At 57.9% G+C, this 23,135-nt stretch carries 24 protein-coding genes and 1 pseudogene; 17 read left to right on the top strand and 8 right to left on the bottom strand.

All coding sequences use genetic code 11. The annotated features are described in order from the left end of the window. Window positions 1-210: 210 nt before the first annotated feature. The 4 genes and pseudogenes from C5L10_RS32735 to C5L10_RS34805 all read right to left on the bottom strand — a co-directional run bounded on the left by C5L10_RS32735 (window position 211) and on the right by C5L10_RS34805 (window position 1,834). Window positions 211-503 (bottom strand): annotated as a pseudogene (locus C5L10_RS32735) (type II toxin-antitoxin system RelE/ParE family toxin). Further along, window positions 500-808, bottom strand: a complete 309-nt coding sequence (locus C5L10_RS32740; protein ID WP_105433118.1) for a type II toxin-antitoxin system RelB/DinJ family antitoxin — start codon at window positions 806-808, stop codon at window positions 500-502. The pseudogene C5L10_RS32735 and the gene C5L10_RS32740 overlap by 4 nt, the downstream one beginning before the upstream one ends. A gap of 385 nt (window positions 809-1,193) precedes the next feature. Beyond that, window positions 1,194-1,403 carry a S8 family serine peptidase gene (locus C5L10_RS34800; RefSeq protein WP_172717312.1) on the bottom strand — a complete coding sequence of 70 codons (210 nt, stop codon included), beginning with the start codon at window positions 1,401-1,403 and terminating at the stop codon, window positions 1,194-1,196. After that, on the bottom strand, window positions 1,400-1,834 hold the full coding sequence (locus tag C5L10_RS34805; RefSeq protein WP_172717313.1) for a S8 family serine peptidase: 435 nt from the start codon (window positions 1,832-1,834) through the stop codon (window positions 1,400-1,402). The genes C5L10_RS34800 and C5L10_RS34805 overlap by 4 nt, the downstream gene beginning before the upstream one ends. 369 nt (window positions 1,835-2,203) lie before the next feature. Between C5L10_RS34805 and C5L10_RS32750 the strand changes: the two genes are divergently transcribed. Next, complete coding sequence (locus C5L10_RS32750; protein WP_172717314.1) at window positions 2,204-2,875, top strand: hypothetical protein; 672 nt, start codon at window positions 2,204-2,206, stop codon at window positions 2,873-2,875. Between the two features lie 749 nt (window positions 2,876-3,624). Here C5L10_RS32750 and C5L10_RS32755 read toward each other — a convergent pair. Next, window positions 3,625-4,032, bottom strand: a complete 408-nt coding sequence (locus C5L10_RS32755; protein WP_105433121.1) for a cupin domain-containing protein — start codon at window positions 4,030-4,032, stop codon at window positions 3,625-3,627. 97 nt (window positions 4,033-4,129) lie between these two features. Between C5L10_RS32755 and C5L10_RS32760 the strand changes: the two genes are divergently transcribed. Further along, complete coding sequence (locus tag C5L10_RS32760) at window positions 4,130-5,023, top strand: LysR family transcriptional regulator (RefSeq protein ID WP_105433122.1); 894 nt, start codon at window positions 4,130-4,132, stop codon at window positions 5,021-5,023. Between the two features lie 410 nt (window positions 5,024-5,433). After that, on the top strand, window positions 5,434-5,694 hold the full coding sequence (locus C5L10_RS34655; protein ID WP_105433139.1) for a CGNR zinc finger domain-containing protein: 261 nt from the start codon (window positions 5,434-5,436) through the stop codon (window positions 5,692-5,694). A 229-nt stretch (window positions 5,695-5,923) separates the two neighbouring features. Here the strand turns inward: C5L10_RS34655 and C5L10_RS34660 are convergent, their stop codons facing one another. Then, window positions 5,924-6,220 (bottom strand): hypothetical protein, encoded by a 297-nt coding sequence (locus C5L10_RS34660; protein ID WP_105433123.1) that lies wholly within the window; start codon window positions 6,218-6,220, stop codon window positions 5,924-5,926. 38 nt (window positions 6,221-6,258) lie between these two features. Next, window positions 6,259-6,441, bottom strand: a complete 183-nt coding sequence (locus C5L10_RS34665; protein ID WP_105433124.1) for a hypothetical protein — start codon at window positions 6,439-6,441, stop codon at window positions 6,259-6,261. A gap of 553 nt (window positions 6,442-6,994) precedes the next feature. Here C5L10_RS34665 and C5L10_RS32780 point away from each other — a divergent pair. The 9 genes from C5L10_RS32780 to C5L10_RS32830 all read left to right on the top strand — a co-directional run bounded on the left by C5L10_RS32780 (window position 6,995) and on the right by C5L10_RS32830 (window position 18,476). Beyond that, a complete protein-coding gene (locus tag C5L10_RS32780) occupies window positions 6,995-7,564 on the top strand; it encodes an RNA polymerase sigma factor (protein WP_172717315.1) in 570 nt (189 codons plus the stop codon). A gap of 63 nt (window positions 7,565-7,627) precedes the next feature. Further along, a complete protein-coding gene (locus C5L10_RS32785; RefSeq protein ID WP_172717316.1) occupies window positions 7,628-8,608 on the top strand; it encodes a FecR family protein in 981 nt (326 codons plus the stop codon). A 116-nt stretch (window positions 8,609-8,724) separates the two neighbouring features. Beyond that, window positions 8,725-11,217, top strand: coding sequence for a TonB-dependent siderophore receptor (locus tag C5L10_RS32790; protein ID WP_105433127.1), 2,493 nt, complete (start codon window positions 8,725-8,727; stop codon window positions 11,215-11,217). Window positions 11,218-11,276: 59 nt separating this feature from the next. After that, window positions 11,277-12,254, top strand: a complete 978-nt coding sequence (locus tag C5L10_RS32795) for an iron-siderophore ABC transporter substrate-binding protein (RefSeq protein WP_105433128.1) — start codon at window positions 11,277-11,279, stop codon at window positions 12,252-12,254. Beyond that, on the top strand, window positions 12,251-13,240 hold the full coding sequence (locus C5L10_RS32800; RefSeq protein WP_105433129.1) for an iron ABC transporter permease: 990 nt from the start codon (window positions 12,251-12,253) through the stop codon (window positions 13,238-13,240). The genes C5L10_RS32795 and C5L10_RS32800 overlap by 4 nt, the downstream gene beginning before the upstream one ends. Window positions 13,241-13,254: 14 nt before the next feature. Next, the gene (locus C5L10_RS32805) at window positions 13,255-14,286 is read left to right on the top strand and encodes an iron chelate uptake ABC transporter family permease subunit (protein WP_172717317.1); all 1,032 of its coding nucleotides are present in this window, start codon (window positions 13,255-13,257) and stop codon (window positions 14,284-14,286) included. Beyond that, entirely contained in the window at window positions 14,286-15,071 is a 786-nt protein-coding gene (locus C5L10_RS32810) for an ABC transporter ATP-binding protein (protein ID WP_105433131.1), read from the top strand. The genes C5L10_RS32805 and C5L10_RS32810 overlap by 1 nt, the downstream gene beginning before the upstream one ends. Window positions 15,072-15,079: 8 nt before the next feature. Beyond that, on the top strand, window positions 15,080-16,135 hold the full coding sequence (locus C5L10_RS32815) for a siderophore-interacting protein (protein WP_105433132.1): 1,056 nt from the start codon (window positions 15,080-15,082) through the stop codon (window positions 16,133-16,135). A 1,192-nt stretch (window positions 16,136-17,327) separates the two neighbouring features. Next, window positions 17,328-18,476: a M20 aminoacylase family protein gene (locus C5L10_RS32830; protein ID WP_105433134.1), complete on the top strand. Its 1,149-nt coding sequence runs from the start codon at window positions 17,328-17,330 to the stop codon at window positions 18,474-18,476. Window positions 18,477-18,482: 6 nt separating this feature from the next. Here the strand turns inward: C5L10_RS32830 and C5L10_RS32835 are convergent, their stop codons facing one another. Continuing rightward, a complete protein-coding gene (locus C5L10_RS32835) occupies window positions 18,483-18,962 on the bottom strand; it encodes an Lrp/AsnC family transcriptional regulator (RefSeq protein ID WP_105433135.1) in 480 nt (159 codons plus the stop codon). A gap of 85 nt (window positions 18,963-19,047) precedes the next feature. Here C5L10_RS32835 and C5L10_RS32840 point away from each other — a divergent pair, with 85 nt between their 5' ends. From C5L10_RS32840 to C5L10_RS32860, 5 genes are all read left to right on the top strand, one after another. After that, complete coding sequence (locus tag C5L10_RS32840) at window positions 19,048-19,995, top strand: DMT family transporter (RefSeq protein WP_105433136.1); 948 nt, start codon at window positions 19,048-19,050, stop codon at window positions 19,993-19,995. Window positions 19,996-20,189: 194 nt separating this feature from the next. Further along, complete coding sequence (locus C5L10_RS32845; RefSeq protein ID WP_105433140.1) at window positions 20,190-20,675, top strand: antitoxin Xre/MbcA/ParS toxin-binding domain-containing protein; 486 nt, start codon at window positions 20,190-20,192, stop codon at window positions 20,673-20,675. Continuing rightward, window positions 20,672-21,181, top strand: coding sequence for an RES family NAD+ phosphorylase (locus tag C5L10_RS32850; RefSeq protein WP_105433137.1), 510 nt, complete (start codon window positions 20,672-20,674; stop codon window positions 21,179-21,181). Before C5L10_RS32845 ends, C5L10_RS32850 begins: the two co-directional genes overlap by 4 nt. A 12-nt stretch (window positions 21,182-21,193) precedes the next feature. Beyond that, complete coding sequence (locus C5L10_RS32855) at window positions 21,194-21,733, top strand: DUF4143 domain-containing protein (RefSeq protein ID WP_245448359.1); 540 nt, start codon at window positions 21,194-21,196, stop codon at window positions 21,731-21,733. A 70-nt stretch (window positions 21,734-21,803) separates the two neighbouring features. Beyond that, entirely contained in the window at window positions 21,804-23,003 is a 1,200-nt protein-coding gene (locus C5L10_RS32860) for an ATP-binding protein (RefSeq protein WP_105433138.1), read from the top strand. The last annotated feature ends 132 nt before the right edge of the window (window positions 23,004-23,135 follow it).

The raw sequence follows: 23,135 nt of genomic DNA on the forward strand, positions 1-23,135 counted from the left end.
TCTCAACAAACGGCTTCAGCCATTCCGTCAGCGCAACATCCTGCTCTGCCATCCTTCGCACCCCTGTTGAAGTGCGAAAGATCGCCGATCATCGTTAACCGAGGATTAATCTGCCAAAGTAGTGCTAAGCAGTGACAAATAAACGTTCTTGCAATCAATACGGATTTCCAAGTGCTCCCAAGATGATGGGGGAATTGCTGCCCTGAGACGTCAATCTTCGGGAAGAGCATCCGGCCATCGCTGCGCCCCATGGAGGACACGCAGTACGCGGACTGTCGTCTCTGTCACTGTATGGCGGCAACATAAGGCGTGCCGGAAACTACCAGTTCGCGTGTCCCCACAATCCGACCGGGACGACCGCTTTCAGGGAAGTCCTGAAGTCAACGAGCCGCAGCCACGATCCGTTCATCGACCGTGATCGCGGCGACAGGATTATCGGCCTCAATGTGCGTGAAGATATCGTCGCGGTCAGAAAGCGCGAAGGCGGACCAGACGAGCTTCACGTTTTCAGGTCGCGTGATCTGCGCCGGGCCGCTGCTCGACGCTCCGCGAAATGCGCCTCGGCCTCATTGTCCGGGATGTCGGGCCGCGTGTCGCTCAACGCCTCCAACACCTTGGCCCGAAACCAGGCATCATGTCCTTCGCTGCTGGTAACCAACTCAAGCGGTAGGGAGCCTTCGTTGGCAGTTCGAGTCAGCAGGATCCGAACTGCATCGGACACTGTCAGCCCCATGCTTTCGAGCACGGCGGACGCGCGATCCCGGACCTCGGCGTCAATGCGGGTTTGAACGAGAGCATTAGCGGCCATAAGCGATTTCCTCTGTTACGCGCAATGTAATGCAATCGAATGACAAAAACCAGAGGGAATGCCAAGCCTATCGGCAATATCGCGGACGCTCTCAGTCGAAGCAAATGTCTCGATTGTCTCATGGTCAGCCTTCGTCCCTTCGGCATTCACATCTCCCAATGCCAAAAGGAAATGCAGGCCAAGGTTGCTGACCCAGACGCACTACCTCTGCTAAAAACTGTCCGGTATTTAATCGGAATCATGCCCGGCTAATTCTCGGAACCGCGTCCGATCTTAGCTCGGATCGCCGTCCGGTAAATCATCGGAATCTGCAACAAGCGTATGGCACGTCTGCAAGACGGATGCTGCGGCGAGGTTTATGGCTCCTCCAAGGTGGCGGCGCTTTTCAGGGAACTGCGTCGGCGAGGAAGGCTTCGACATCGAGCAGTCCGCTACCGAAGCCGGTATGGTAGATGCCGTTGCTCCGGGCTGTCGCCCTTAAACGGCTCTGATTGTACAAAGCGTTTGGTTGTGGTCGCCCGAGCCTCTCCATTCGAGACATGACCAGCGCGATGGCGCCGGTTACGTGTGGAGCCGCCACGCTTGTTCCGCTCATCTCGATGCCTTCTTCATGATCTGCCGCGAAGCCAGGGCCGATCGAACGAAAACGCCGGGCGCACACAGATCCGGCTTCATGCGATCGTCACGCGTTCGTCCTCGTGAAGTGAAGGGAGCGAGTGTCAGTTCCTCGTCGGAAGTACAGGCCGCCACGGACACGACGTATTCGGCCGTCGCGGGGACAGAAAGGGAACCCTCCAGTGATGCAGCATCGAAGCGCACCTGGTTTCCGCGCTGGTCTTCGTACCAGATGCTAAGCAGTCCGCCTGGGCTGCGCAGCTTCCGCCCGGTATGCTGTAGCCTCCACCGTCCATCCTGATTCGGCCTGGATCCCTTGTCTATCGATATCACCAGCCGGCTGTCACCGTTGTACCGATGGGTTTCGGTGAGATCGAGGCGCACCAAGTTACCGCCGAGCGTCGCGCGCACCGCGCTGTTTGTCCGTGAGCATCGGTTCGATCGCCGTCCGGTGCCACAAGCCTCAACTCGACCTCGTCAAGGGAACTGTACCAAGCTTCCAAGTAATCGCGGTCGCGATCGACCGCGGCGGAACTCGACCAAGTGAGATCCTGCCATCCCATCCCGAGCTTCTGCTGTGCGTGAGTTGCGAGCTCTCCCGCGTTTCCAGCCGACTTGTCGATCGCGAACCCACGCGCGTCCCCGTGGTCGAGGGCTTTGTCGAAGGCACGTTCGAGCGGCGTACGTCCATCGTGCGGAACAGCTGCAATCTGTGTGATTGGGAGAGAGAACACACCGACCTTCAGGCACGAGTTGAAAGGAACCCTCACGTCCCACGGGGTGACCTCCATAGACGTGTCGGTCTGCAAGGCAGAAACCGCCCTCAATAATGATATTCTCTTGCTTAACCGAAAGACGTTCCTGGAATCGAAGCCGAGTTTTGCCATCAACTTCATAGACGCAGTCGAAGCGAAAAGGCTTCGTCTCTTTCAGGGCATCAACTATCCAGCGCTTGCTGCGAGACAGGCAGAAACCGAGGGACTGGTCCGTTCAATTGGAGACGGTGTAGCCGCAGGAACGCGTCAGGGTTACGGTGCGATGGAGCTGCCGACAGCCAAGGGTGATCTTTGCCTCATGGTCAGTGGCGAACTCGTAGTGCACGAGGAGATGCTGCGCAGCGTAGCCGCCGTGACAGATGGCAAGAAATTGGCCGCTAAACCCCCATATGCCGATCTAGATCAGCTCTTTGCAGCGATACTTCGTGAACAGTGCCGCGTCTTCTACGGAGGTGCTCAAACCTTCTCTCAGATCTCGCAAGCCTTGATACGCGAGGAAGTGAAATACTCGTTTCTTCCGACTTGGTTGGACGAAGATGTTCTGTCGAACGCTCTCTTGAAGAGGGCTGCCGAGGAGCAGGAAAAGGTGAAAAAGGCCGAAGCAGCCAGATTAGCGGCCGAGGAGCAGGCAAAGATCGCTGCTCGTCAACGGGAGAGGACGCCAAGAACGCGGTAACGGTCGAGTCGGAGCTCCAGAAACAGCCCGGACCAGCCGCTACAGCGCGAGTAACGAAGGTTGCAGCTTACCTCCAATCCTTGTGGGCGATTCATCAGCCCCGGCCGGTCGAGGAATCGCGAATTCTTATCCTGCTTTTCATCAATGGGTCGGCGCTCATCGCAACAACGGCTGGGAAGTGACGTCCGTCGATACTTCGGTGCAGGATTTCGGGGGAATAACTTGGAAAAGCAGGCCGCTTGAAGGATTGGTTTCAAAAGCCATTGTGAAGTCAAAGAGTAGAGCGCGGCGAGTATCGAGACGACTGTTTTCTGTTCGCAATCGTGTTTGATGATGAATTTGACATGGTGCATGATCCACTTGAAGGCAGCTGTTCCGACAACGCAGAGAAATTCCTAGAGTGGAAGGTCGGACATGATTTTCGAAGCCAATGGCTGGTTTCGCCGCAGGCAGCTCGATGAAGGTAGATGCCCCATCTCGCTCTGATCCCTTGAAACTCAGGAACTCCCGGATTTCAGGTGAAAATTCGAGTGTGATTCCGTTGCCGGCTAATGCCTGGTTCCCGGAACTGGCCTCAACGACCGCAAGCACCCAAGTGGATATTCCCCGGGGGTGTGAGCCGGCCGGAATTCTCCGTTGTCGAGACAAGGGCCGACTGAGTTGACCGCCATGGCTGCGTCCGGCCCTGGCTAAGTGCCGGAGCCTCCCAAGCCTAAGCCCATTGCGGGCCGCAACCGGCAGTGCCCCAGTTAGACGGGATCGGCAAACGGCGTTTCGGGGTCGCTGACGTAGAACAGGACCATCACCGCCGGACTGTCGGAACTGAGATTCCGGCCTGTCATTCTCACGCCTGAGGGTTCGACAAAAACTTCGCCTGCTCCGATAGGGATCGGGTCGCGGCCGTCCAGCTCGAGGGTGAAGACCCCCTCGAGCATGTAGACCGTGACCGGAAAACGATGGGAGTGGTAAGGGGTGCTGTCACCGGGCTCGAGCCTGGCGATGATCACCCGGATTTCCTGAATGCCTCCGGTCGGGAGTGCATCCGTCAACTGTTTGTGGAGGACCGTGAGCTTCGCCATACCGGTGATCCCGGCGGACGTGGTCACCCCCAGCTGTGTTCCGGCAATTGCTCTGTGAGCATCCATAACCTTGTGCATCGCCTGTCTCCCTGACTGTGAGTCACCCTACGGCTGATCCCGGGAATCCGGGAGCCGCAGACTTGCAAAGGCTCTCCGCAAAGGCGCATAACAAAACATGTTCGATTGGAACGATCTCAAGTACTTTCTTGCCGTGGCCCGTCACGGCAGCACGACGGCTGCCGCCAAGGCAACCGGTGTCAACCAGTCCACGGTGCAGCGCCGAATGGTCGAGCTTGAACGCCGGATAGGGCAGCCTCTGATCCACAGGCACGCCAGCGGCTACCGGCTCACGGAGTTCGGGCAGCTGCTTCTGCCGAAGGCCGAAGAGTTGGAGCACGCGGCGCTCGCGATCGAGCGGCAGACACGGCTTTATGTCAGCGAATTGAACGGTGTTGTCCGGCTGACCTGTCCCGAGCCGCTGGTATCACGCATCAACGGATCGCAACTGCTGGAGCAGTTTCAACTAAAATATCCGGAAATTCGAATCGAGTTCGTGATGAGCGATGGCTACCTTGACCTTTCCAAAGGAGAGGCCGATGTCGCCTTGCGCTCGGGCGAGCCTTCGGACGAAAATCTTGTGGGCAGGAAGATCGCTGAATCCATCTGGGCGGTATATGCGAGCCAGACCTATGTCCAGCATCACGGCGCGCCGAATACCGCAGCAGACATTGAGCGACACGCCATTGTCGGATTCGACGGGGCGCTTGCCAACCATCGGGCTGCAAAATGGTGTGCGTCAGTGGCTCCAACTGCAAGAGTCGGTGCGCGGAACAACAGCGTTTTGGGTGTACTTCACGCGGTCAAGTCGGGATTGGGCGTAGCCCCGCTGCCAACCACGATTGCGCAAATGCATGACGACCTCGTGCAGGTGCTTCCTCCGGTAGAGGAATTGAACCGGGGCTGGTACCTTCTGGCCCATCCGGACATCCGGAAAACGCCAAGGGTTAGAGCCTTCTTCGAGTTCGTCAGCGATCATAACTCCCTGGTCCGCCCCATACTCATGGGCTAGACTCATCAACCAGGTGCGCCAGCTACGTAAAGAACTTGCTACGATTGCGCCATGCGTTGAAGTGATGTTCGACAGCACCGTTGTGCGCGCGCATGTTTTGAGCCTGCATCGCGCAGTAAGAAAACTCAAGCTTCAAGCGCGTCCCACTACGATGCGAGAAGACCCAGCAAATTTCCCGTCCAGCAATCACCGCAGGCTTCATCTTGATCAAATCCGTCCAAACTGCCTCGCGGCTTTGAGGTGTGCAAACCGGACTTGCAAGGACAAGATCGAAGTCAAGGTGCGTATTGGTAAGGTCGCCTCTGATAGGGGGACGCTCTACATGCCCTGGCCGCAGGCATTGCCGACGTCCCTGTCGCTGCAATGAAACGCGATACCTTCCTCACGGGAGGCAGGCAAAGATCTACTGGATGTTCAACGCTTTATCGGGCAATCAGCACCGGGAACTTGCTTTCCTCCAGAATCGAAGCTGTCACCCCGCCAAAAATCCGCTCTCGCAGCCGCGACAGATCACCGGCCGCAATCACCGCCGCCTCGTTCGGGAATGCAAAGGAGACAGTTGCGGCTGGTTGTTTCTTGACAAACCAAAAAGCGGGCGGCCGCTTTGGTGCTCAGAGGCCACCTGCGGCACGCACGCTCGCGTGAAGCGATTTCGAAAAAAGCAACGATAAGACGCGGAACTGAAGCTCTTGAAGGGACTCGAACCTAAAATCTCTTTGGGATTGAAAATAAGATCTGAAACATGGGAGGCGAAGCTGTATCCAACGAAGTTGATGTTGATCTTGCCGTCCTGGTGGCGCTTCGGCTGCTGGCCTCGACGCGACAAAACCAGGGAATGCGGAAAGTGCCGGTCCAATGACATCCTCAGTCACCTCAAGCCGCGCCCGTCTCCACGATCGATCAGCCCGTTGGCTCGAAAATCAGGCGGACCAAAGTTCCATCGCTTGCTGCGGCAATGATTGTCGTTGCAATCAGCCGGAGCGGTCCCCGCGCGACGAGCGCTTTCGGCTGAGGGTGTTGTCCGGGACCGGCGTCGACAAAGGCAGAGCATTGATGATCGGTGTCGAGTACGGCGATGAAGGATGTTGTGACGACAGTTTCGCCGCAAGCGGCGCATCGGAGAATGTACGATCCGAAACGGAAAACGGATTCTGTGTCATCCCGTCCGCACGACACGCAGGCCAAAACACCGTTCATTGCATCAATTGCACGTGGGGACGTTGCGTCTGTATGGCTCATGAGGCGACGGCTAGAATGATCGCAATAACGAGCAGCAGCGGACCCATCCACTTGAAATGACGAACGACCGACGGCCGACGGGCCGGATTGCTCGATAGCCACAGATAACCAAATCCGACCCCCGTCATCCAAAGGCCAGCGCAAAACATGATGAATTCGTCAATGTACGCTGCTAGCATGCTTCTCTGCCTCGGGGTTGTTGAATGTGGCCAAATTCTCGTCGTTGGCCATCGCCACCAGGTCTTGTAAATCATGACGGCGGAGCCCCTCGTTTTGCGGATTGTCGAGAGGTTCAAGTGGCGTCACCCGCGTGAAACCGGCCAAGACTACCTGAGCTAAGGCCGTCAGAATGCTATCTTAGGTCATGAATTACCACCCCCCGTCTATGTAAAAGCATAAACCGTTTTCCCTTAGCGGAGACGAGCAACCCTCCCAGCGTTCAGATGCCTTGGGTCTAAAAACTCGATATCCCTAACCGCGCGTTCTGGTGAGGGAGTAGCATCCCCCGCTATTCGGGACGACGATCCTTTTTCCGAGGGCAACATTCCGCTGAACTTCCCTAGCCGAGGCGGATGTTCAAGACTCGAGATGGAAATCCAGGAGTTCTTGCGGCTCTCTGGTATCTGGCCCTCGCCCCGCTTAGCCCCTGGAGGCGATGCCAGGCTCGACTGTGATATTCGAAGAAGCGTGGCCTTGAAACGCCTACCTATTCGCTCTAATGAATGGCGAAGGTTGAGCATCGGCCATATTTCGGTGGTACAGGCAGTTCAGGAAATGACGGATTCGGTGCTCTCGGACGGCAATGATCCCCACGGGGTCCTCGCGGGTGTCATCGAACGATGCTACGGAGAGCTCCGACGCTATGCGCGACGGAAGGTTGGCGACGATGCGGTGGCGGACGAACTTGTCCAAGAGGCTTGTTTACGGCTGGTGGCAACTGGCAACGACCTGCCGTTCAATCCACGAGCCTATCTCTACCGCATACTCTCGAATCTCGTTACTGATCACCATCGCCATCGAGTGCGCCTCCAGAAAACTTTCATCGACGCTGTCACCCTGGATGCTGCCGATGACCGGCCGGATGCGGAGCGGGAGGTCATCGGCCGGCAGCGACTGGCAATTCTCGCACAGGCCGTTGCGGAACTTCCGCCGCGATGCCGCGAGTGCTTCGCTCTTCGGCGCTTCGAAGGGTTGTCCCACGCCGAAATCGCCAATCGGATGAGGATCAGCACCAGTGCTGTGGAGAAGCACCTGGCAGCGGCAACGGTCCACTGCGCTCGACGCGTGAAGGCGAATGACTAAATTTGCACCCGACCTGGGGTTAGGCTCCTCCAGGACGTCTTCTGTTTTAATTGGACTAACTCGTTGTCTTATTATCTCTGGACGTTACAAGGCGAACCGTTGTTCATGACGGATTTCAACGACAAGGATATGCTGGAACAGGCGGCCGAATGGTTCTTTCGGCGCGATGGCGGCCGTCTCTCGGTTGAGGATGAGGTGGCATTCCGTTCTTGGCTTGCGGCCTCAGATCGACACCGCGACGCTTATTCAGAAATTGCCGGCACTTGGCAGGACCTAGGAGCGATTCAGCCAACCCCGGCCGTTCTAACGCCGCCTCCGCCTGCGCGTGACTTCCTGCGACCGGTCGCGGCCGGCTTCACGTTTCTCTGTCTCCTTGGCCTTGGCACTTACGTCCTCGATGTTCCATCGAGATTGTTTGCCGATGGCTATACGGCAGTTGGCGAATTCCAGGTCTTGGCTTTGCCGGACGGCTCAACAGCCGAAATGAACAGCGGCACGGCTATTACGATTGCGTACTCTTCTGGTGAGCGCAGGATCCACCTTAAGAAGGGTGAGGCTGTGTTCACCGTGACTTCCGACCAGCACCGACCTTTCATCGTGGAGTCCGAGGGGGGTGAGGCAACCGCGCTCGGCACAGTATATGGTGTTCGAAACGATGTCCGCGGCGGTGTCGTGACGGTAATCGAAAGCCATGTTGCTGTTTCGGGTAAGCCTGCCGGAGCATCCGTCGAACTCGGCCCGGATGAACGTGTCCGTTACGAAGATGGACACCTTGGTGCCATTGAGAAAGTGGATGCGGCATCGGAAACGGCATGGAGACGGAGGAAACTGATCTTCGTCGACCAGCCGCTCGGCGAGGTCATCAACGAACTTAACCGCTATCACAAGGGAGTGATAAGGATCGTCGATGAGTCCATCAGAGCGCGACGCGTTAGCGGCGTGTTTGAGACCAGCGACATCGTCAAGGTCATCGATGCGCTGGAAAAATCCTTTGGATTCAATGATACAAGGCTGGGAAGTCTCGTGATTTTGATCCATCGCTAATTTTTTTGAAAAATCTTGATATCCCTACTCCGGTTTTTCTCTGGGCGAACGTCTTAGGCGGCGAAATCATCTGACTGCCTGTTGTCAGCGGTCAGAGATGTGTCCAGGGGGTCTACATGAGTTCTCACTTTGAGGCGTCTCACCGCTCCACGCGCAGGCTGGCGGTATTTCTTGCGACGACGGTATGTTTGCCGGTTCTGGCGGTTCCTTTCGTCGGCATCGCCGCTGCTCAGGAGCGAGCCGTGACGGTGCGGTACGAAATCGCAGCCGGGCCCCTGCCCCAGGCATTAAACCGCTTTGCAGACGTGGCGGGTTTGCAACTTATCTACGATGCTGCGGCCACACGATCGTTGCGGACAGATGGCTTCCGGGGAGAAGGCGCAGCGCCGGAAGTGATCGCCAAGCTGTTGTCGGGGACTGGACTAACCTGGCGGTTCACCAGCAGAAACAGCGTGACGATTATCGGCCAGTCGGAGACGGCAAGCGGCGCGTTTGGCTCTGACGACGCGACCGTCCTTCAGCCCATCATTCTAAGCGGCGGGCAGTCGAGTGAGGATTCCTACAATCTGGATTCCAGCACCACGGCCACCCGTATCTCCGCCGATATTCAGAAGACACCACGTTCGGTAAACGTCGTGACACAGCGACAGATGATCGACCGGGGGGTATCCGATCTCGAAGCAGCAATCGCCTATTCGCCAGGTGTCGCCACCGGACTCTACGGTAACGATGATCGCTACGACCAGTACGTGATCCGCGGTTTTGAAACCCAGAATGTCGGTACCTATCGAGATGGCATGCCGTTGCGCACATTCGGCTGGGCGGCATGGCGGACCGAACCTTTCGGGTTGGAGCGCCTCGATATTCTCCGGGGGCCGACCTCCGATCTTTATGGGTCCAACGAGCCGGGGGGCCTGGTCAATGCCGTGACCAAACGTCCGAGCTTCGAGCCAGGCAATACGGTCTTTGGCCGTCTTTCCAGCTATGGAGGAATGGAGGCCGGCATCGACAGCACTGGCCCGATCGGCGATGATTTCGCCTATCGCTTCGTCGGTGTGGCCAACCGATCAGGCACAAATTATGACGAAGTCGATCAGGGACGTTTCTACGTGGCGCCTTCGTTGACGTGGAAGCCGGAAGACACAACCAGCCTCACTCTTTTCGCAGAAATTCAAAAGGACGATGTCGGAGACAGCTGGTCGGTCGTGCCGGAATACGGATCGCGGCGCCACAACCCGCTTGGGCATTTCTCGCCGGATACCTACACCGGACTTGCAGACCACAACTCCGTCAAAACCAGGCAGACCACCGCCGGCTATGAGTTCGAGCATGAGTTCGAAACGGGCATCACCTTCCATAGCAAAGCGCGATATGCGCACAACGACTGGCGGATGCGAACTGCAGTTCCGGCCGCTTTCGTCTCGCTGCCTGCACTGTTTGGTGTACCTGGAGCAGATCCGAGTGCGATTGACACCGCGTTGCTCAGCAAGTTCGATCTAGACCAGAAGGCCTACCAGGCGAGTTTCGATAACAATTTATCTTACGAATTCGAGTTTGGAGACTTGAGCGGCACTATTGTGGCAGGCTTCGACCATTACCTTGCCCGTTCCGATGTGGATTATGCCCAGGGATATCTGGGAGAGCTGAATCTCTTCACGGGTGATCTGACAAACTTCCTGTCCGGACTTCCCACCCATCTGCCTGCCGTTTTGAACAACGACATAGATCAGACGGGTGTGTATCTGACGAGCCGGAGTGAGTTCGACAACCTCGTTTTCAGTGGCGGCATCCGGCATGATTGGGTCACGAGCTCAACAGAAACGAGTGCCGGAAAGATCACATCGGAAGGTCAGGTGACGTCCGGCAGTTTCGGCATTGCCTGGAATTTCGATGATGCATGGACCGTCTATGGCAACGCTGCCTACTCCTTCAACGTTCCTCCCGCCGGCATCACGGCAAGCGGCGCGGCCCTCGACATGGAGACGTCACGTGCCTACGAAATCGGCCTGCGTTATAAGCTGCCGGACGATCGTGGCCATGTAAATGTCGCCCTGTTCGACACAACAAAGCTGAACGCCACTTATAACGACCCGACCGACTTGACTGGAATAACAAAGATCCAGGCAGGCAAGGTTCGCTCAATGGGTGTCGACGTCGACGCGCTTCTTGAGCTTAGCCACGGCTTCACGGTTCTCGGCTCATACACGTATGTGGATGCCGAGGTGACGAAGGATCCTACGCTCCAGGGCAACAGGCCCGCGAGGGCGCCTGTCCATTCGGCCTCCGCCTGGGTCAAATATGATGTGCAGGCGCCTGCGCTTGAAGGTCTCAGTCTTGGGATCGGGATACGGCATGTCGGCTCATATTTTTCGGATGCCACCAACGCCTATCATATCAGCTCCGCCAACCTTCTCGACGCATCGATCAGCTATCAGCGGGACGGCTGGAGCCTCGTTTTGGCCGCGCGCAACCTCGCCAACAAGGAGTACGAGGCCGAATGCAATGCCGCCACATTCGCTGCGGCGGTAGGCGCACTGGCCGACTACGCCGGTAGCTGCACCTATAACGAGGGGCGTCGCGTGATGCTTACGGCGTCACGCAAATTCTGAAGCAAATGCATCCAGCGACGCGAAGGCACGGCTGGGCGTCAGATTATTCGGGGCACCCGATGCAGGTTTTGAGAAGATTGATAGTCCTGTCGACGCTGTTGTTGACCGCGAGCAGCGCGTGTGCGGAAGATTTCCCGCGCAAAATCGAGCATCGCTACGGGTCGACGGTCGTGACAGCGAAGCCGGGTCGAGTGGTCACGCTCAGCTACATCGGGCACGACTTCGCGCTGGCATTGGGGATCAAGCCGGTAGGCTTGCGCTACTGGTATGGAAATAATCCGAAGGGCGTCTGGCCTTGGGCAGAGAAAGCTCTCGGAGACGAAGTCCCGGTTGTCTTGAGTGGTCAGGTCGATCTCGAGCGGATCGCTGCGCTGCACCCCGATCTCATTGAGGGGATGTGGTCAGGCATGACCGAAGCTGAATACCGATTCCTGTCCAGAATAGCGCCCACCTTGCCACCGGCGGCCGACGGCGGGGACTACGACATGCGCTGGCAGGAGATGACCAGAGTTTTGGGCTACGCGACGGGTCGCGAAACGGTCGCAAAGGAGATCATTGATCGACTGGAGGGGAACTTCGCGGCCGTTCGGGCGGCACACCCCGATTGGCATACGAAGACAGCGGTGATGGCATCTATACGAGGGCCGGAAACCTTTACCTCGCGCGATGTCAGAAGTCGCTTCCTTACCGCCCTTGGCTTCAGAACGCCAGACGCCGTCGATGCGCTGGCGGCTGGGCGGAGTTTCTATGTGCGCTTGTCTCCTGAAGATCTGACCCCGATTGACACCGACGTATTGATCTGGCTGAACTCTGAAAAGGGGCGTCCCGAGTTCGCAAGCCAGCCGCTTTACCCCTTTCTCCGTGCTGTCAGGACTGGGCGTGAGGTCCATGCTGACGTCCTGCTTTCTGCAGCGCTTTCACATTCCAGTCCGCTCAGCCTCGACTATGCGCTTTCGAGCCTCGTTCCGGAGCTTGAGAAGGTGCTGGCAGGTACTTCGCCCTCAAACGCTGTTAGCGCCGGGGGCCAAAACCCATGAGGAGCCGGCCGCTGTTACTCCTCGCGTTACCCATTTTCCTGATATTGATCGGTCTCGCGCTGTCACTCGGCCCTCGGCCTATTGCGTTTAACGAGCTGTGGAATGCAATCGTTGCCAGGGATTTCAATCGGCCCGAAGATATTGTCGTGTGGTCGTTGCGAATACCGCGGCTGGTGGCAGCCTTATTGTGCGGCGCGGCCCTCGGAGCGGCTGGCTCCATCATGCAGACAGTTACCCGAAACCCGTTGGCAGACCCTGGGCTGCTTGGAATCAATGCCGGAGCGGCTTTCGGTGTGATAATCTTCATTGCCATTGCCGGCGATGCAATAACATTGGCAAGATCGGTGGCCGCCATGGCGGGCGCAACCTCGGGTGCCTTAGCTGTTCTGGCGCTTGGAGCCTTTGCGGGCAGCAGGCCGCACCCCATACGTCTGCTTCTCGTTGGTGCTGCCGTCAGCGCGTTCTTCCTGGCGATTGTGCGTGGCTTCCTTTTGCTGAGTCAGCAAGCGCTCGACACCTATCGTTTCTGGGTCATGGGCGGGCTTGACGGGATATCCATGGCAGCCATCGGGACGTTGTCGCCCCTGTTCGCCGCAGGCCTTGTCCTCGCGGTGGCTGCCGGATTGATGCTGAACGCCTATGTGCTCGGCGAGGATCTCGCCAGGTCGCTTGGCGTCGATATCCGGCTCGCCTACCTGCTTGGACTTGCCGCCGCCGTTTGTCTCTGCTCGGCCGTTGTCACGCTGGCAGGCCCTATCGGCTTTGTCGGACTGATCGCGCCACATCTTGCCATGGGGCTGGTCGCCGGGGACGAGCGTATTCGGCTATTGGTGTCGGCCCTTCTGGGCGCCACCATCCTCTTGGCTGCCGATATCGCTGGACGTCTGCTGTTTGCCGGCACGGGCATGCAGGCGGGGGTGATGGTCGCCGTGATCGGCGCACCGGCTCTGATCCTTGCAATCCGGAGAGGACGGGTAGGCGTATGAGAAGGCGAACTGCTGTGACGTGGCGATGCTTTGCGTTTTCCGGGAGGGTTAACCCGCAGACGCTTGTCTTCACCGTGCTGACGCTTGCAATCCTCATGGCTGTCTCCCGGCTTGCTCTGTACCTTGGAAACTATCCGCTGACCACGGCGGAAATATCGACCATTCTCTTTCAGCAAGGGGATGAAACCCCCGATATCGTCATTTGGTATCATCGTCTGCCGCGCCTTCTCGTCGGGATCGGGGCTGGCGCAGCTTTTGGCGTCTCTGGGGCACTGATCCAGGACATGTTGCGCAACCCGTTGGCTTCTCCAGACATCGTCGGATTTAGTTCCGGCGCTGCCTGCGGAGCGCTTTTCACCGTTATGCTGACCGGAAGCAGTTTTTGGGTCTTGCCAGGAGCCATGGTTGGCGGCGTGTTGTCCGCAGCGCTCGTTCTCGCGCTCGCCTGGAACAAGGGGCTGTCGTCAGCGCGTCTCGTGCTTACAGGTTTGGCGCTGAGCCTCTTCCTTATGGCTCTCGTCGATATCATGATGGCGCAGCTGGATCTCTTGACCGCCGCAGACATCATGAAATGGCTCGTCGGCGCGTTTCCCAGTCCGGAATGGGGTGACGCAGTCCTGATCTTTGGTGCATTGATCATACTTGGGCCGTTCGCGCTATGGCAGGGATTTGCACTGAAGAGCCTGGCACTAGGCGATGACATTGCCACAGGTCTAGGGCTCAACGTCTCGACAACCCGATTGAAAATCCTCTTTCTGTCAGTTGGCCTCACCGCATGCGCCGTCAGCGTAGCCGGGCCCCTGCCATTCGTCGCCTTCGCAGCCAATCCAATCGCCCGCAGGCTTTCAGCTGCATCCGGTGCGGGCAACGGCTCGCCGCTTTTGGGAGCCGCGGCGGTCGGAGCGTGCCTGACGGTCCTTGCCGATCTTGTCTGCCGTTCTCTCCCTATTGGGGCCGATCTTCCGACCGGGGTCTTCACTGCGATGATCGGTGCCCCGCTGTTGGTGTGGCAACTTACCCTCGAAATCCGCAAGGGAGTGATTTGATGACAACCGCCACCTTTCCACTGTCAGCTGGAGGCCTGACACTGACGCGGCCGGTCGGGCCCGTGCTCGACGACATCGGTCTTGCTGTGCCAAGGGGAAAGATCAGTGTCATCATCGGTCCCAATGCCTGCGGGAAGTCAACATTACTGCGTTGCCTCGCCCGGCTTTTGCGGCCGGATGAGGGGGAGGTGTTGCTTGAAGGAGACCCCATCGATCGCCAGAAGTCGAAACAGGTCGCAAGGCAGCTGGCGATCCTGCCGCAAAATTCGACCGTCCCGGAATATCTACGCGTATTCGATCTGGTCGCGCGGGGCAGAACTCCATGGCAGTCACCCTTGTCGCAATGGTCCCGCGAAGATGCTCTGGCGGTCGAGCGAGCCTTGGCGCTCGCCGGTGTGGAGGCGTACTCACTTCGACCCCTGTCGGAACTGTCCGGCGGACAGCGCCAACGAGCCTTCATCGCAATGATATTGGCGCAGGACGCATCAATCCTCTTGCTCGACGAGCCGACAACTTTTCTGGATCTGCCCCATCAGATCGAGCTTCTGGATCTGGTGCGAAAGCTGAATCGGGAGAGTGCCAAAACGGTCGTCATGGTTCTCCACGACATCAATCTGGCCGCACGTTTCGCCGATCACGTATTTGCACTCAAGGACGGGAAAATACATCGCGAGGGGGCGCCTGGCGATGTGATCACGGAGGCGACGATGCGCCAGATTTTTGGGTTGGATTGCCTGGTCATACCCGATCCGCTGCATGGTTGTCCGCACGTCATTCCTCGGTGAAAGGGCAAATGATGTCGGTCATGGAGCGGAATCCACATCCTTTCATCGCGCATGCGGTATTTCCCGGCATCGGGTTCGAGATCGTAAAGTCGATCATTCTACGTGAGGCACAACAGCAAGGTCTGCCTATAATAGAGGAAAATGGCTGTGTTGGTTGCCGCACGGACCTTGGCGAAATCCTCGTATGCGCAGCATCCGATGGTCTCGAAATGACGGTAACGGCTGCACAGAGCGATACCCTCCAGCTGCTGCGCGACGAGATCGGGGAGCATCTGCTAGAGGTCGCGCCGGAAATAGCCCGTGTTCTGCGCTGGAAAACAGTAGACGGTGCCGGTGTATCACCGCCGGGTTTCCGTCTCTGCAAGGTCGTCTCGGTCACCCCTCTTGGGTCGGCTTTCCTGCGTGTGCGGCTGTCGGGTCGCGACCTCCAGCCCTTCACCGGGGATGCCATCCACTTTCGGCTTATACAGCCACCATGCAGCGGGCCGCCGTCCTGGCCCTATATTGGCAATAACGGCCGGACCGTATGGCCGACAGGCGACGGCGCGCTGCATCGCCCCGTCTACACAGTCCGGAACGCAGATCCGGACGCGAGCTGGATCGAGTTTGATGTGTTTAGGCACCTCGGCGGCCGCACTGGCAAGTGGGCTGAGGCCGCTTCCGCGGATGATGTCGTTGGTATAATGGGGCTTGGCCGAGGAAAGCTGATCCAGCGCCCCCAATGGCTGATCGTAGGTGACGAGGCAGCATTTCCCGCAATCGCTAGGTTATTGGAAGCACAGGTAGTGGACATAACGGGCTCTGTTTTTCTTCTTGAAACCGTGCCCGGATCCGCCGAATATCCCATTCCAACTCCGGCGGGCGTCAGCCTGACGAGGCTTCGCGTGGATGCGATCGGCGATTGGTCTGCCGTAGTGGCAGCCCTCCCGCGGTTGCCCCACGATCTGCGAAATGTCTGTGTTTGGTTCGCTGCAGGGAAAGATATGGCCGACGACTTCAGGAACCTCTCGATCATCCAATCTCGCCGCCTGCCTGATCTCCACATTGCGGCCTACTGGTCATAACCTGCATTGGCAGGAGGGCATTCCAAGCACTCCCACTGCAAGCAAGGTGCGGCGGTTCAAATGCGCGCCCCGCTTTGTGGCAATAATACGCTCAAAGTCCATCAACGCTGGCATCATATGATCCGGCTTTGCAGGTAAAGGCCGCGATAGAACACCTCCATGTTCGACCATCATCTGATCCGTTTTTTCATTTCCCGTTACCCCACCAAATCCGACGAAGTGAATTGTGCCAACTATCTTTATTCGCCCTGAGTGGATCACGGCGAAGTGGAAAAACGGATCAAATCGTGCTGAAAATCAACACGCGGTCAAGGTGCGTGTCAAACAGCACTGAGATCGTGTCCCAGGTCGCGGATATCAAAACCAACCCGGAGGGTCTTGCGCGGCCTTGGCGGAAAAAGGCTCGCAACGATCTCTACAATCCTCACCACATAGAAGGTGATCCGAGAAGTGATGACAGAAATCTATTTTAGCTGATCATCAATGATCGGGGCCGGCCTTCGGCCCCGACAACATGTTCATGTCGCGGAAATCCTGAATTTCGGACGCTGCAAAAGTCAGTTATAGAAATCGAGCAAATGTCGGGAATTTTGCGACAATGGAATAGATTTTTCGATGCAACGGATTGTGGTTTTAGGCAACGCAGGGAGTGGGAAGTCGACGTTCTCACGCATGTTGGGAGAACGGCTATCCCTTCCTGTTATCCACCTCGACAAGTTCTATTGGGGGCCGAAATGGTCCAAGCCCGCTCTTGGAGATTTCAGGCAGCGCGTGGAGGTCGCGCTTTCTGGACCGGGCTGGATTTGCGAGGGAGACTATCACCGCCAAACCTTTGACTTGGGCTTACCGCATGCGGACCTCGTAATCTGGATGGACACGGCGCGCACCGTTTGCCTCAAACGTGTAGCCATCAGAAGCCTTTTAAATAGGCCGAGAGCAGACCTGCCGGTGGGTTGCTCTGAACATATAGATGCGGAATTATTCTCGTTTCTTCGATACGTTTGGAACTTCGACGGGGAAGATCGTCCGAAAATCGAAAGTGAGCGGTTATTGCATGGCCCTCATGTGCCAATCATCCAATTGAACGGTAGACGTTCAATTGCTGATTTCATGTCAGGGCTGGCTCTCTAGAGTTTTGTATTCGCCGGTGGCATGCCGTTTAATGAGGACCGATATAAACAGGACTGCATTCATGCACGATGAAATCATCGCCTGGCGTCGTGATCTGCATGCCAATCCGGAGCTCGGTTATGAGCTTCCTCGCACAGCATCCTTCGTAGCCGACAAGCTGCGGGTCTTTGGCTGTGACCAGGTCACCGAGGGAGTCGGCAGGAGCGGCGTTGTTGGTATTCTTCACGGCCGGAATCAGTCATCCGGCAAGGTGGCTGGACTGCGCGCCGACATGGATGCGCTGGCCATTCACGAAACGACGGGACTTTCCTACGCCTCCACGACGGACGGCCGGATGCATGCTTGCGGGCATGACGGCCACACTGCGATGCTGCTGGGTGCTGCAAAGGCCCTGGCAGAAACACGCAACTTCGATGGCACTGCCGTTCTGATCTTCCAGCCAGCGGAGGAAGGACAGGCGGGCGCGAAGGCAATGTGCGACGATGGATTGATGACGCGCTGGGGGATCGAGAGGGTATTCGCCCTTCACAAAGAGCCGGGCCTGGACGTTGGTCGTTTTGCCACCCGCACCGGTCCGTTTGGGGCTGCCGTGGCAAGTTTCAAGATAACGGTAGATGGCAAGAGCGCCCATGCTGCCAGCCCTCAGGCCGGCGTTGACGCGCTGCTTCCCGCCGCCAACATCCTTATTGCCCTGCAAACGGTCATCGCGCGCAACGTCCACCCGCTCAAAAGCGGCGTGATTTCCTTCGGATCGTTCCAAGGCGGGAAGCCGGGAGGCACGTTTGTTGGAGCGAGCGAGTTGCGTGGCCTGGCCCGCTGGTTTGAACCGGAGGTGCGAGACACCATGCATCGGCGTATCATCGATATTTCGGAGGGAATTGCAGCGTCCTACGGGGCGACCGCGACAGTCACATTCAGAAACCTGTATCCCGCAGTCGTCAATCATCCGGCAGAAACAGCGTTGGCTGTGGAGGTTGCCCGTACCGTCATGGGAGAGGATTCCGTCAATCCCGACCACTCGCAGCTCATGGGCTCCGAGGACTTCGCTTTCATGCTCGAACAACGGCCCGGAAATATTGCGCTCCTTGGCAACGGCAGCACGGCGGGGCTGCATGACCCTAGTTATGATTTCAACGATGCCGCGATTCCTTACGGTATCGGCTATTGGACGAAGTTGGTCGAAACAGCCTTGCCGTTGCAGAAGTCCTGATTTTTGTTACAGGGGCGGCAAACGTCGTTTGACGGACGTTCCCTTGATGACGGCGGTACTGGTGACGGCGTACTCGGAGAGCGCTTCAAGAACATCGTCCATCTGTTCGATCGTATGGACCACGAGGCGGGCAAGGAATGGATCGTCGCCAGTGATCTTGTCGCATTCGACAAATTCCGGGCGCTCCTGAATGAGCCGTTCGACGAGGTGGAGTTTGCCGGGAAGCGGCCGGATTCGCACCATTGCCCTGATCTGGTAGCCAACGGCGCGCGTGTCAACATCGACGGTAAAGCCCCGGATGACGCCGGCAGCCTCAAGCCGGCGGACGCGCTCCGACACGCTTGGCGCGGACATGCCGACGAGGCGGGCAAGCTCGCTCATCGACAAGCGAGCATCGGAATCGAGCGCGGTAAGAATTTGCGCGTCCATCGCGTCCAAAGTCGATTTTGCAATTTGAAGGTTCTGAGGTGTGTTTGCCTTTGACATAATAGGCAATCTACAGGCACAGCCCTTAGACTTCCATATAATTCGAGCGGATCGCATTGCATGATGACTCCAACAGGAGAAAATCATGCTGCTTGGGATCATCGCCGGCCTTACCACTTGCGCTCTATGGGGGCTGACCTTCATAGCTCCGCGCGCCGTCGCGCCGTTCACGGCATGGGACTTGACGATTGCCCGCTATGGTATCTTTGGCCTGGCCTGCCTGCTGCTGATGGCTGATAGACGGTTTCGACCCATCGGCATTACTCACTCGCGGCTTCTGATCGGACTGCTCCTCGGCGGGGCCGGATATGTCGGGTACTTCATCAGCGTTGCCTTTGCCGTCCAGCTCGCCGGTGCTGCCGTGCCCCCTGTCATCATCGGCACCATGCCGGTGTTCCTAGCAATCATTGCCAATGTCCGGGACCGTTCCGCACCCTGGAAAGCTCTCGCCCTGCCCTTGGCGCTGATCGCGACGGGAGTAGCGATCGTGAACGCCGCGACAGTCAGCGCCGCCGACATTGCGGATACAGAGTCAATTTTGCTCGGAGTCCTCGCCAGTTCGGCGGCGCTCGCGATCTGGATCGCCTATGGTCTGGCGAATGCGGCTGTCATGCGTTCGGCAGACGCGCCGGACGGACTGCAATGGACAGGGTTGCAAGGAATCGGCGCGGCGATCGGAAGCCTTCTCCTATTGCCATTAGCTTCGTTCGATCTCGCGGACACGGCATCCGCTTCGGAGACCACTCGCTTTATCATATGGGCTCTGGCGATGGGGCTGGCTGGCTCCTGGTTTGCAACCTGGTGCTGGGTAGCCGCTTCCCGTTGCTTGCCCCTGGCGCTCGCGGCCCAGCTCATTGTAGCTGAAACGGTCTTCGGTCTCGCCTACGGCTTCCTGTTCGAGGGCCGTTTTCCAACCCCTCCCGAAGCAATTGGGATAGCTATGCAGTTCGTAGGCGTCTGTTCCGCCATTGCTGTTTTTAGCAAGCCGCGTACGCCGTCCAGTTTGTCGCAAAACTCGGTCGCACAAGTCTGACTTTCGCACCTGATTTTTGCGACAAAAATTCGGCTGTGTTTTCAGCGCGGCCAATTTTGTCGCGAATGTTAGAATAACTGCGAAGGAGCTTGGCTAGCCCCACCGATCCCCGAAGTCGCCGGATTCGCCTTGGTGCTTGAAACGATGGGCGACAGATGTCATATTGAGAACGACAGATGACGCAGGAGACCCTGATGGCCGTTGCAGCAAAAGCACCTTCTTCAATGACACGCAGTGGGGAACTGCAAAAGATCGAGGCCCTCCTCGGTGGCGCTCGCGTGCTGTCGCGCCGGCTGACGACAGCGCTGGACGCACATGAATTGCTGCTCATCGGATTGCCGGCCTCCGCAATCGATCACCTCGTCGGAAGCCTAGTCTTTATAGGTAAGACCGAATCCCTCGAAAAGGCCGTCGGTATGAGCCTCCGGACATGGCAACGCCGAAAGGACGCGCCCTCCAAGCCGCTGAGCCAGGAGCAGAGCGGTCGGGCATGGAAGTTCGCCGAAATCCTGTCGAAGGCAACGGATGTGCTGGGAACGCAGGCGGAAGCTGAGCAATGGCTGGAGCGTCCGGCCATCGGGCTGGATCAGCGCCGCCCGATCGACCTGCTCGGGACGCCAGCCGGCGTCGAGCTGGTCGAGGACTATCTGGAACGACTCGAATACGGCGTCTATGCATGACGCCTTTGCCGATTGCGCTTGGGGGTTCCGAGCTGATCGCATGGCGGCTCGACCAAGCCGCTTATGCCCCGACATGGGATAGCGGTGAAGGCGCCTATCGTGTCGGCGGGCGCTGGAACAGCAAGGGCGTGCGCGCGATCTACTGCTCCCTCGACCCGTCGACCGCGATCCTTGAGGTCGCGGTCCACAAGGGTTTTCGCGCGCTCGACACAATCCCACACATCCTGACGGCGGCTGTCATCGCCGACACCTCCGCGGTGCATGTCGTCGATCCCGTCACGGTTCCCAATCCCAACTGGCTGCGGCCCGGTATCCCGAGCGCCGGCCAGCAGGCATTCGGCGATGACCTGCTGCGACAGCATCGTTTTGTTGCAATCCCAAGCGCGGTCTCCACTCATAGCTGGAACCTGATCTTTATCGCGAGCCAAGCCGCCGGCAGCTATTCGCTGAAGCTCCAGGAGACATTTGCGCTTGATACGCGTCTGCACCCGCCAGCGGCCGTCTAATCGCCAGAACTTGTGGAAAGATGGCTAAGCAGCTTGTTGGGCCACCCCGTAGTTGGACCAAGTTGGGAGGGCTTTGTACTAGAGACGCTTATTGTCGCAGCTGGTCCCGACGTGGCTCCCTACTTCTACAGGACAGCCGATGGTGCCGAGATCGACCTTGTCATTGAACAGGCTGGAAAACCAAAGGTGGCCATCGAGGTCAAGCGCGCCAGCGCCCCGCAGGCTGAGCGCGGGTTCTTTGTAGCCTGTGACGATCTGGAAATAGAAAACAGGATCATCGTTGGCGCCGGCGGTGACGATTATCCGGCGAAAGGCGGGGTCAAGGTGCGCACACTTCTGTCGGCTGTCAACGAGGTTCGCGAAATCCTGAAATCACCGTTCGCGGCGTACGTGTTATTATGGAACTTACGCACCGTCGGCAGAGCCGACATAGCGACGTTCCGTACCGCCCTCTCCGTCGGGTATGTCGAATACCACTTCGGGCAAACTGCCCCAGCCCTGCCCAGAGAGTACGCGAAGCAAGACGCCTCGAATTTCTTCGAGCATTTGTAGGACAAGCTCTACGGATTTTGGGGGAGGCATCTTGACCGCAAATCGAAACTCTGATTTCTGATTTACGGCTATGATTATACCTCGCCCTTCTATTGAGATTGCTCTTGAGCGAGCCTTGGCGCGCGCACCCGTCGTCGCGCTGATCGGCGCACGTCAGGTTGGCAAGACCACGCTCGCTCGCAAGCTTGTGGATCGAGTCGAAGGCACAATTTATCTGGATCTCGAACGCGTAAGTGACCGCCGCAAACTTGAAGATGCGGAGGCGTTTCTCCAGGCTCAAGTCGGGCATTTGACGGTGCTGGATGAGGTGCAGCGATTGCCGGCGCTGTTTGCAGAGCTGCGGGGGATCGTTGACGATCGGCGCGCCGGCGGCGAGCGGTCAATGCAATTTCTGTTGCTGGGATCGGCGTCGTTGGACCTGATCCAACAGGTATCCGAGACGCTGGCAGGAAGAATAGTTTATCTCGAGATGCCGCCAATCGGTGCGGAAGAGGCTGGGGCGGCTTCTATCGACATAGACGAGTTGTGGCTGCGCGGTGGTTTTCCCGATAGTCTGACGGCGGTGACCGACGAAGATAGCTACCTCTGGCGACAGGCATTTGTCCGCAGCTACCTTGAACGTGATGTGCCGATGTTTGCGCCCCGCATGCCCGCCGCCACAATTGGGCGGTTTTGGACGATGTTGGCCAACGGCCAAGGAAATACACTTAATAGCGCGCGGCTTGCCCAGGGTCTGGGTGTATCTGCGCCTATGATTGGCCGGTATATCGATCTCCTTGTTGATCTCATGCTGGTTCGCCGCCTCCAGCCATGGAGCGGTAATCTCGGCAAGCGGCTTGTCAAGTCGCCTAAGATCTATGTTCGCGACAGCGGGCTTGTTCATGCTCTCCTGGAAATCGGTACGCTTCATCAGTTGTTAGGCCACCCCGTAGTTGGACCAAGTTGGGAGGGCTTTGTACTAGAGACGCTTATTGTCGCAGCTGGTCCCGACGTGGCTCCCTACTTCTACAGGACAGCCGATGGTGCCGAGATCGACCTTGTCATTGAACAGGCTGGAAAACCAAAGGTGGCCATCGAGGTCAAGCGCGCCAGCGCCCCGCAGGCTGAGCGCGGGTTCTTTGTAGCCTGTGACGATCTGGAAATAGAAAACAGGATCATCGTTGGCGCCGGCGGTGACGATTATCCGGCGAAAGGCGGGGTCAAGGTGCGCACACTTCTGTCGGCTGTCAACGAGGTTCGCGAAATCCTGAAATCACCGTTCGCGGCGTAACGCGCTATTATGGAACTCTGGATGGAGGACAGAGGTGGCTCGGGAAATCTGCACAGTTGGGATAAGTGGAATTTCTGCCTGACTTCGGCTTAGATGCCGGGAACAGAAGAGACCATGACAAGACGACCGCGC

It is taken from the genome of Neorhizobium sp. T6_25 (genome assembly GCF_002968555.1).
GTDB lineage: Bacteria > Pseudomonadota > Alphaproteobacteria > Rhizobiales > Rhizobiaceae > Neorhizobium.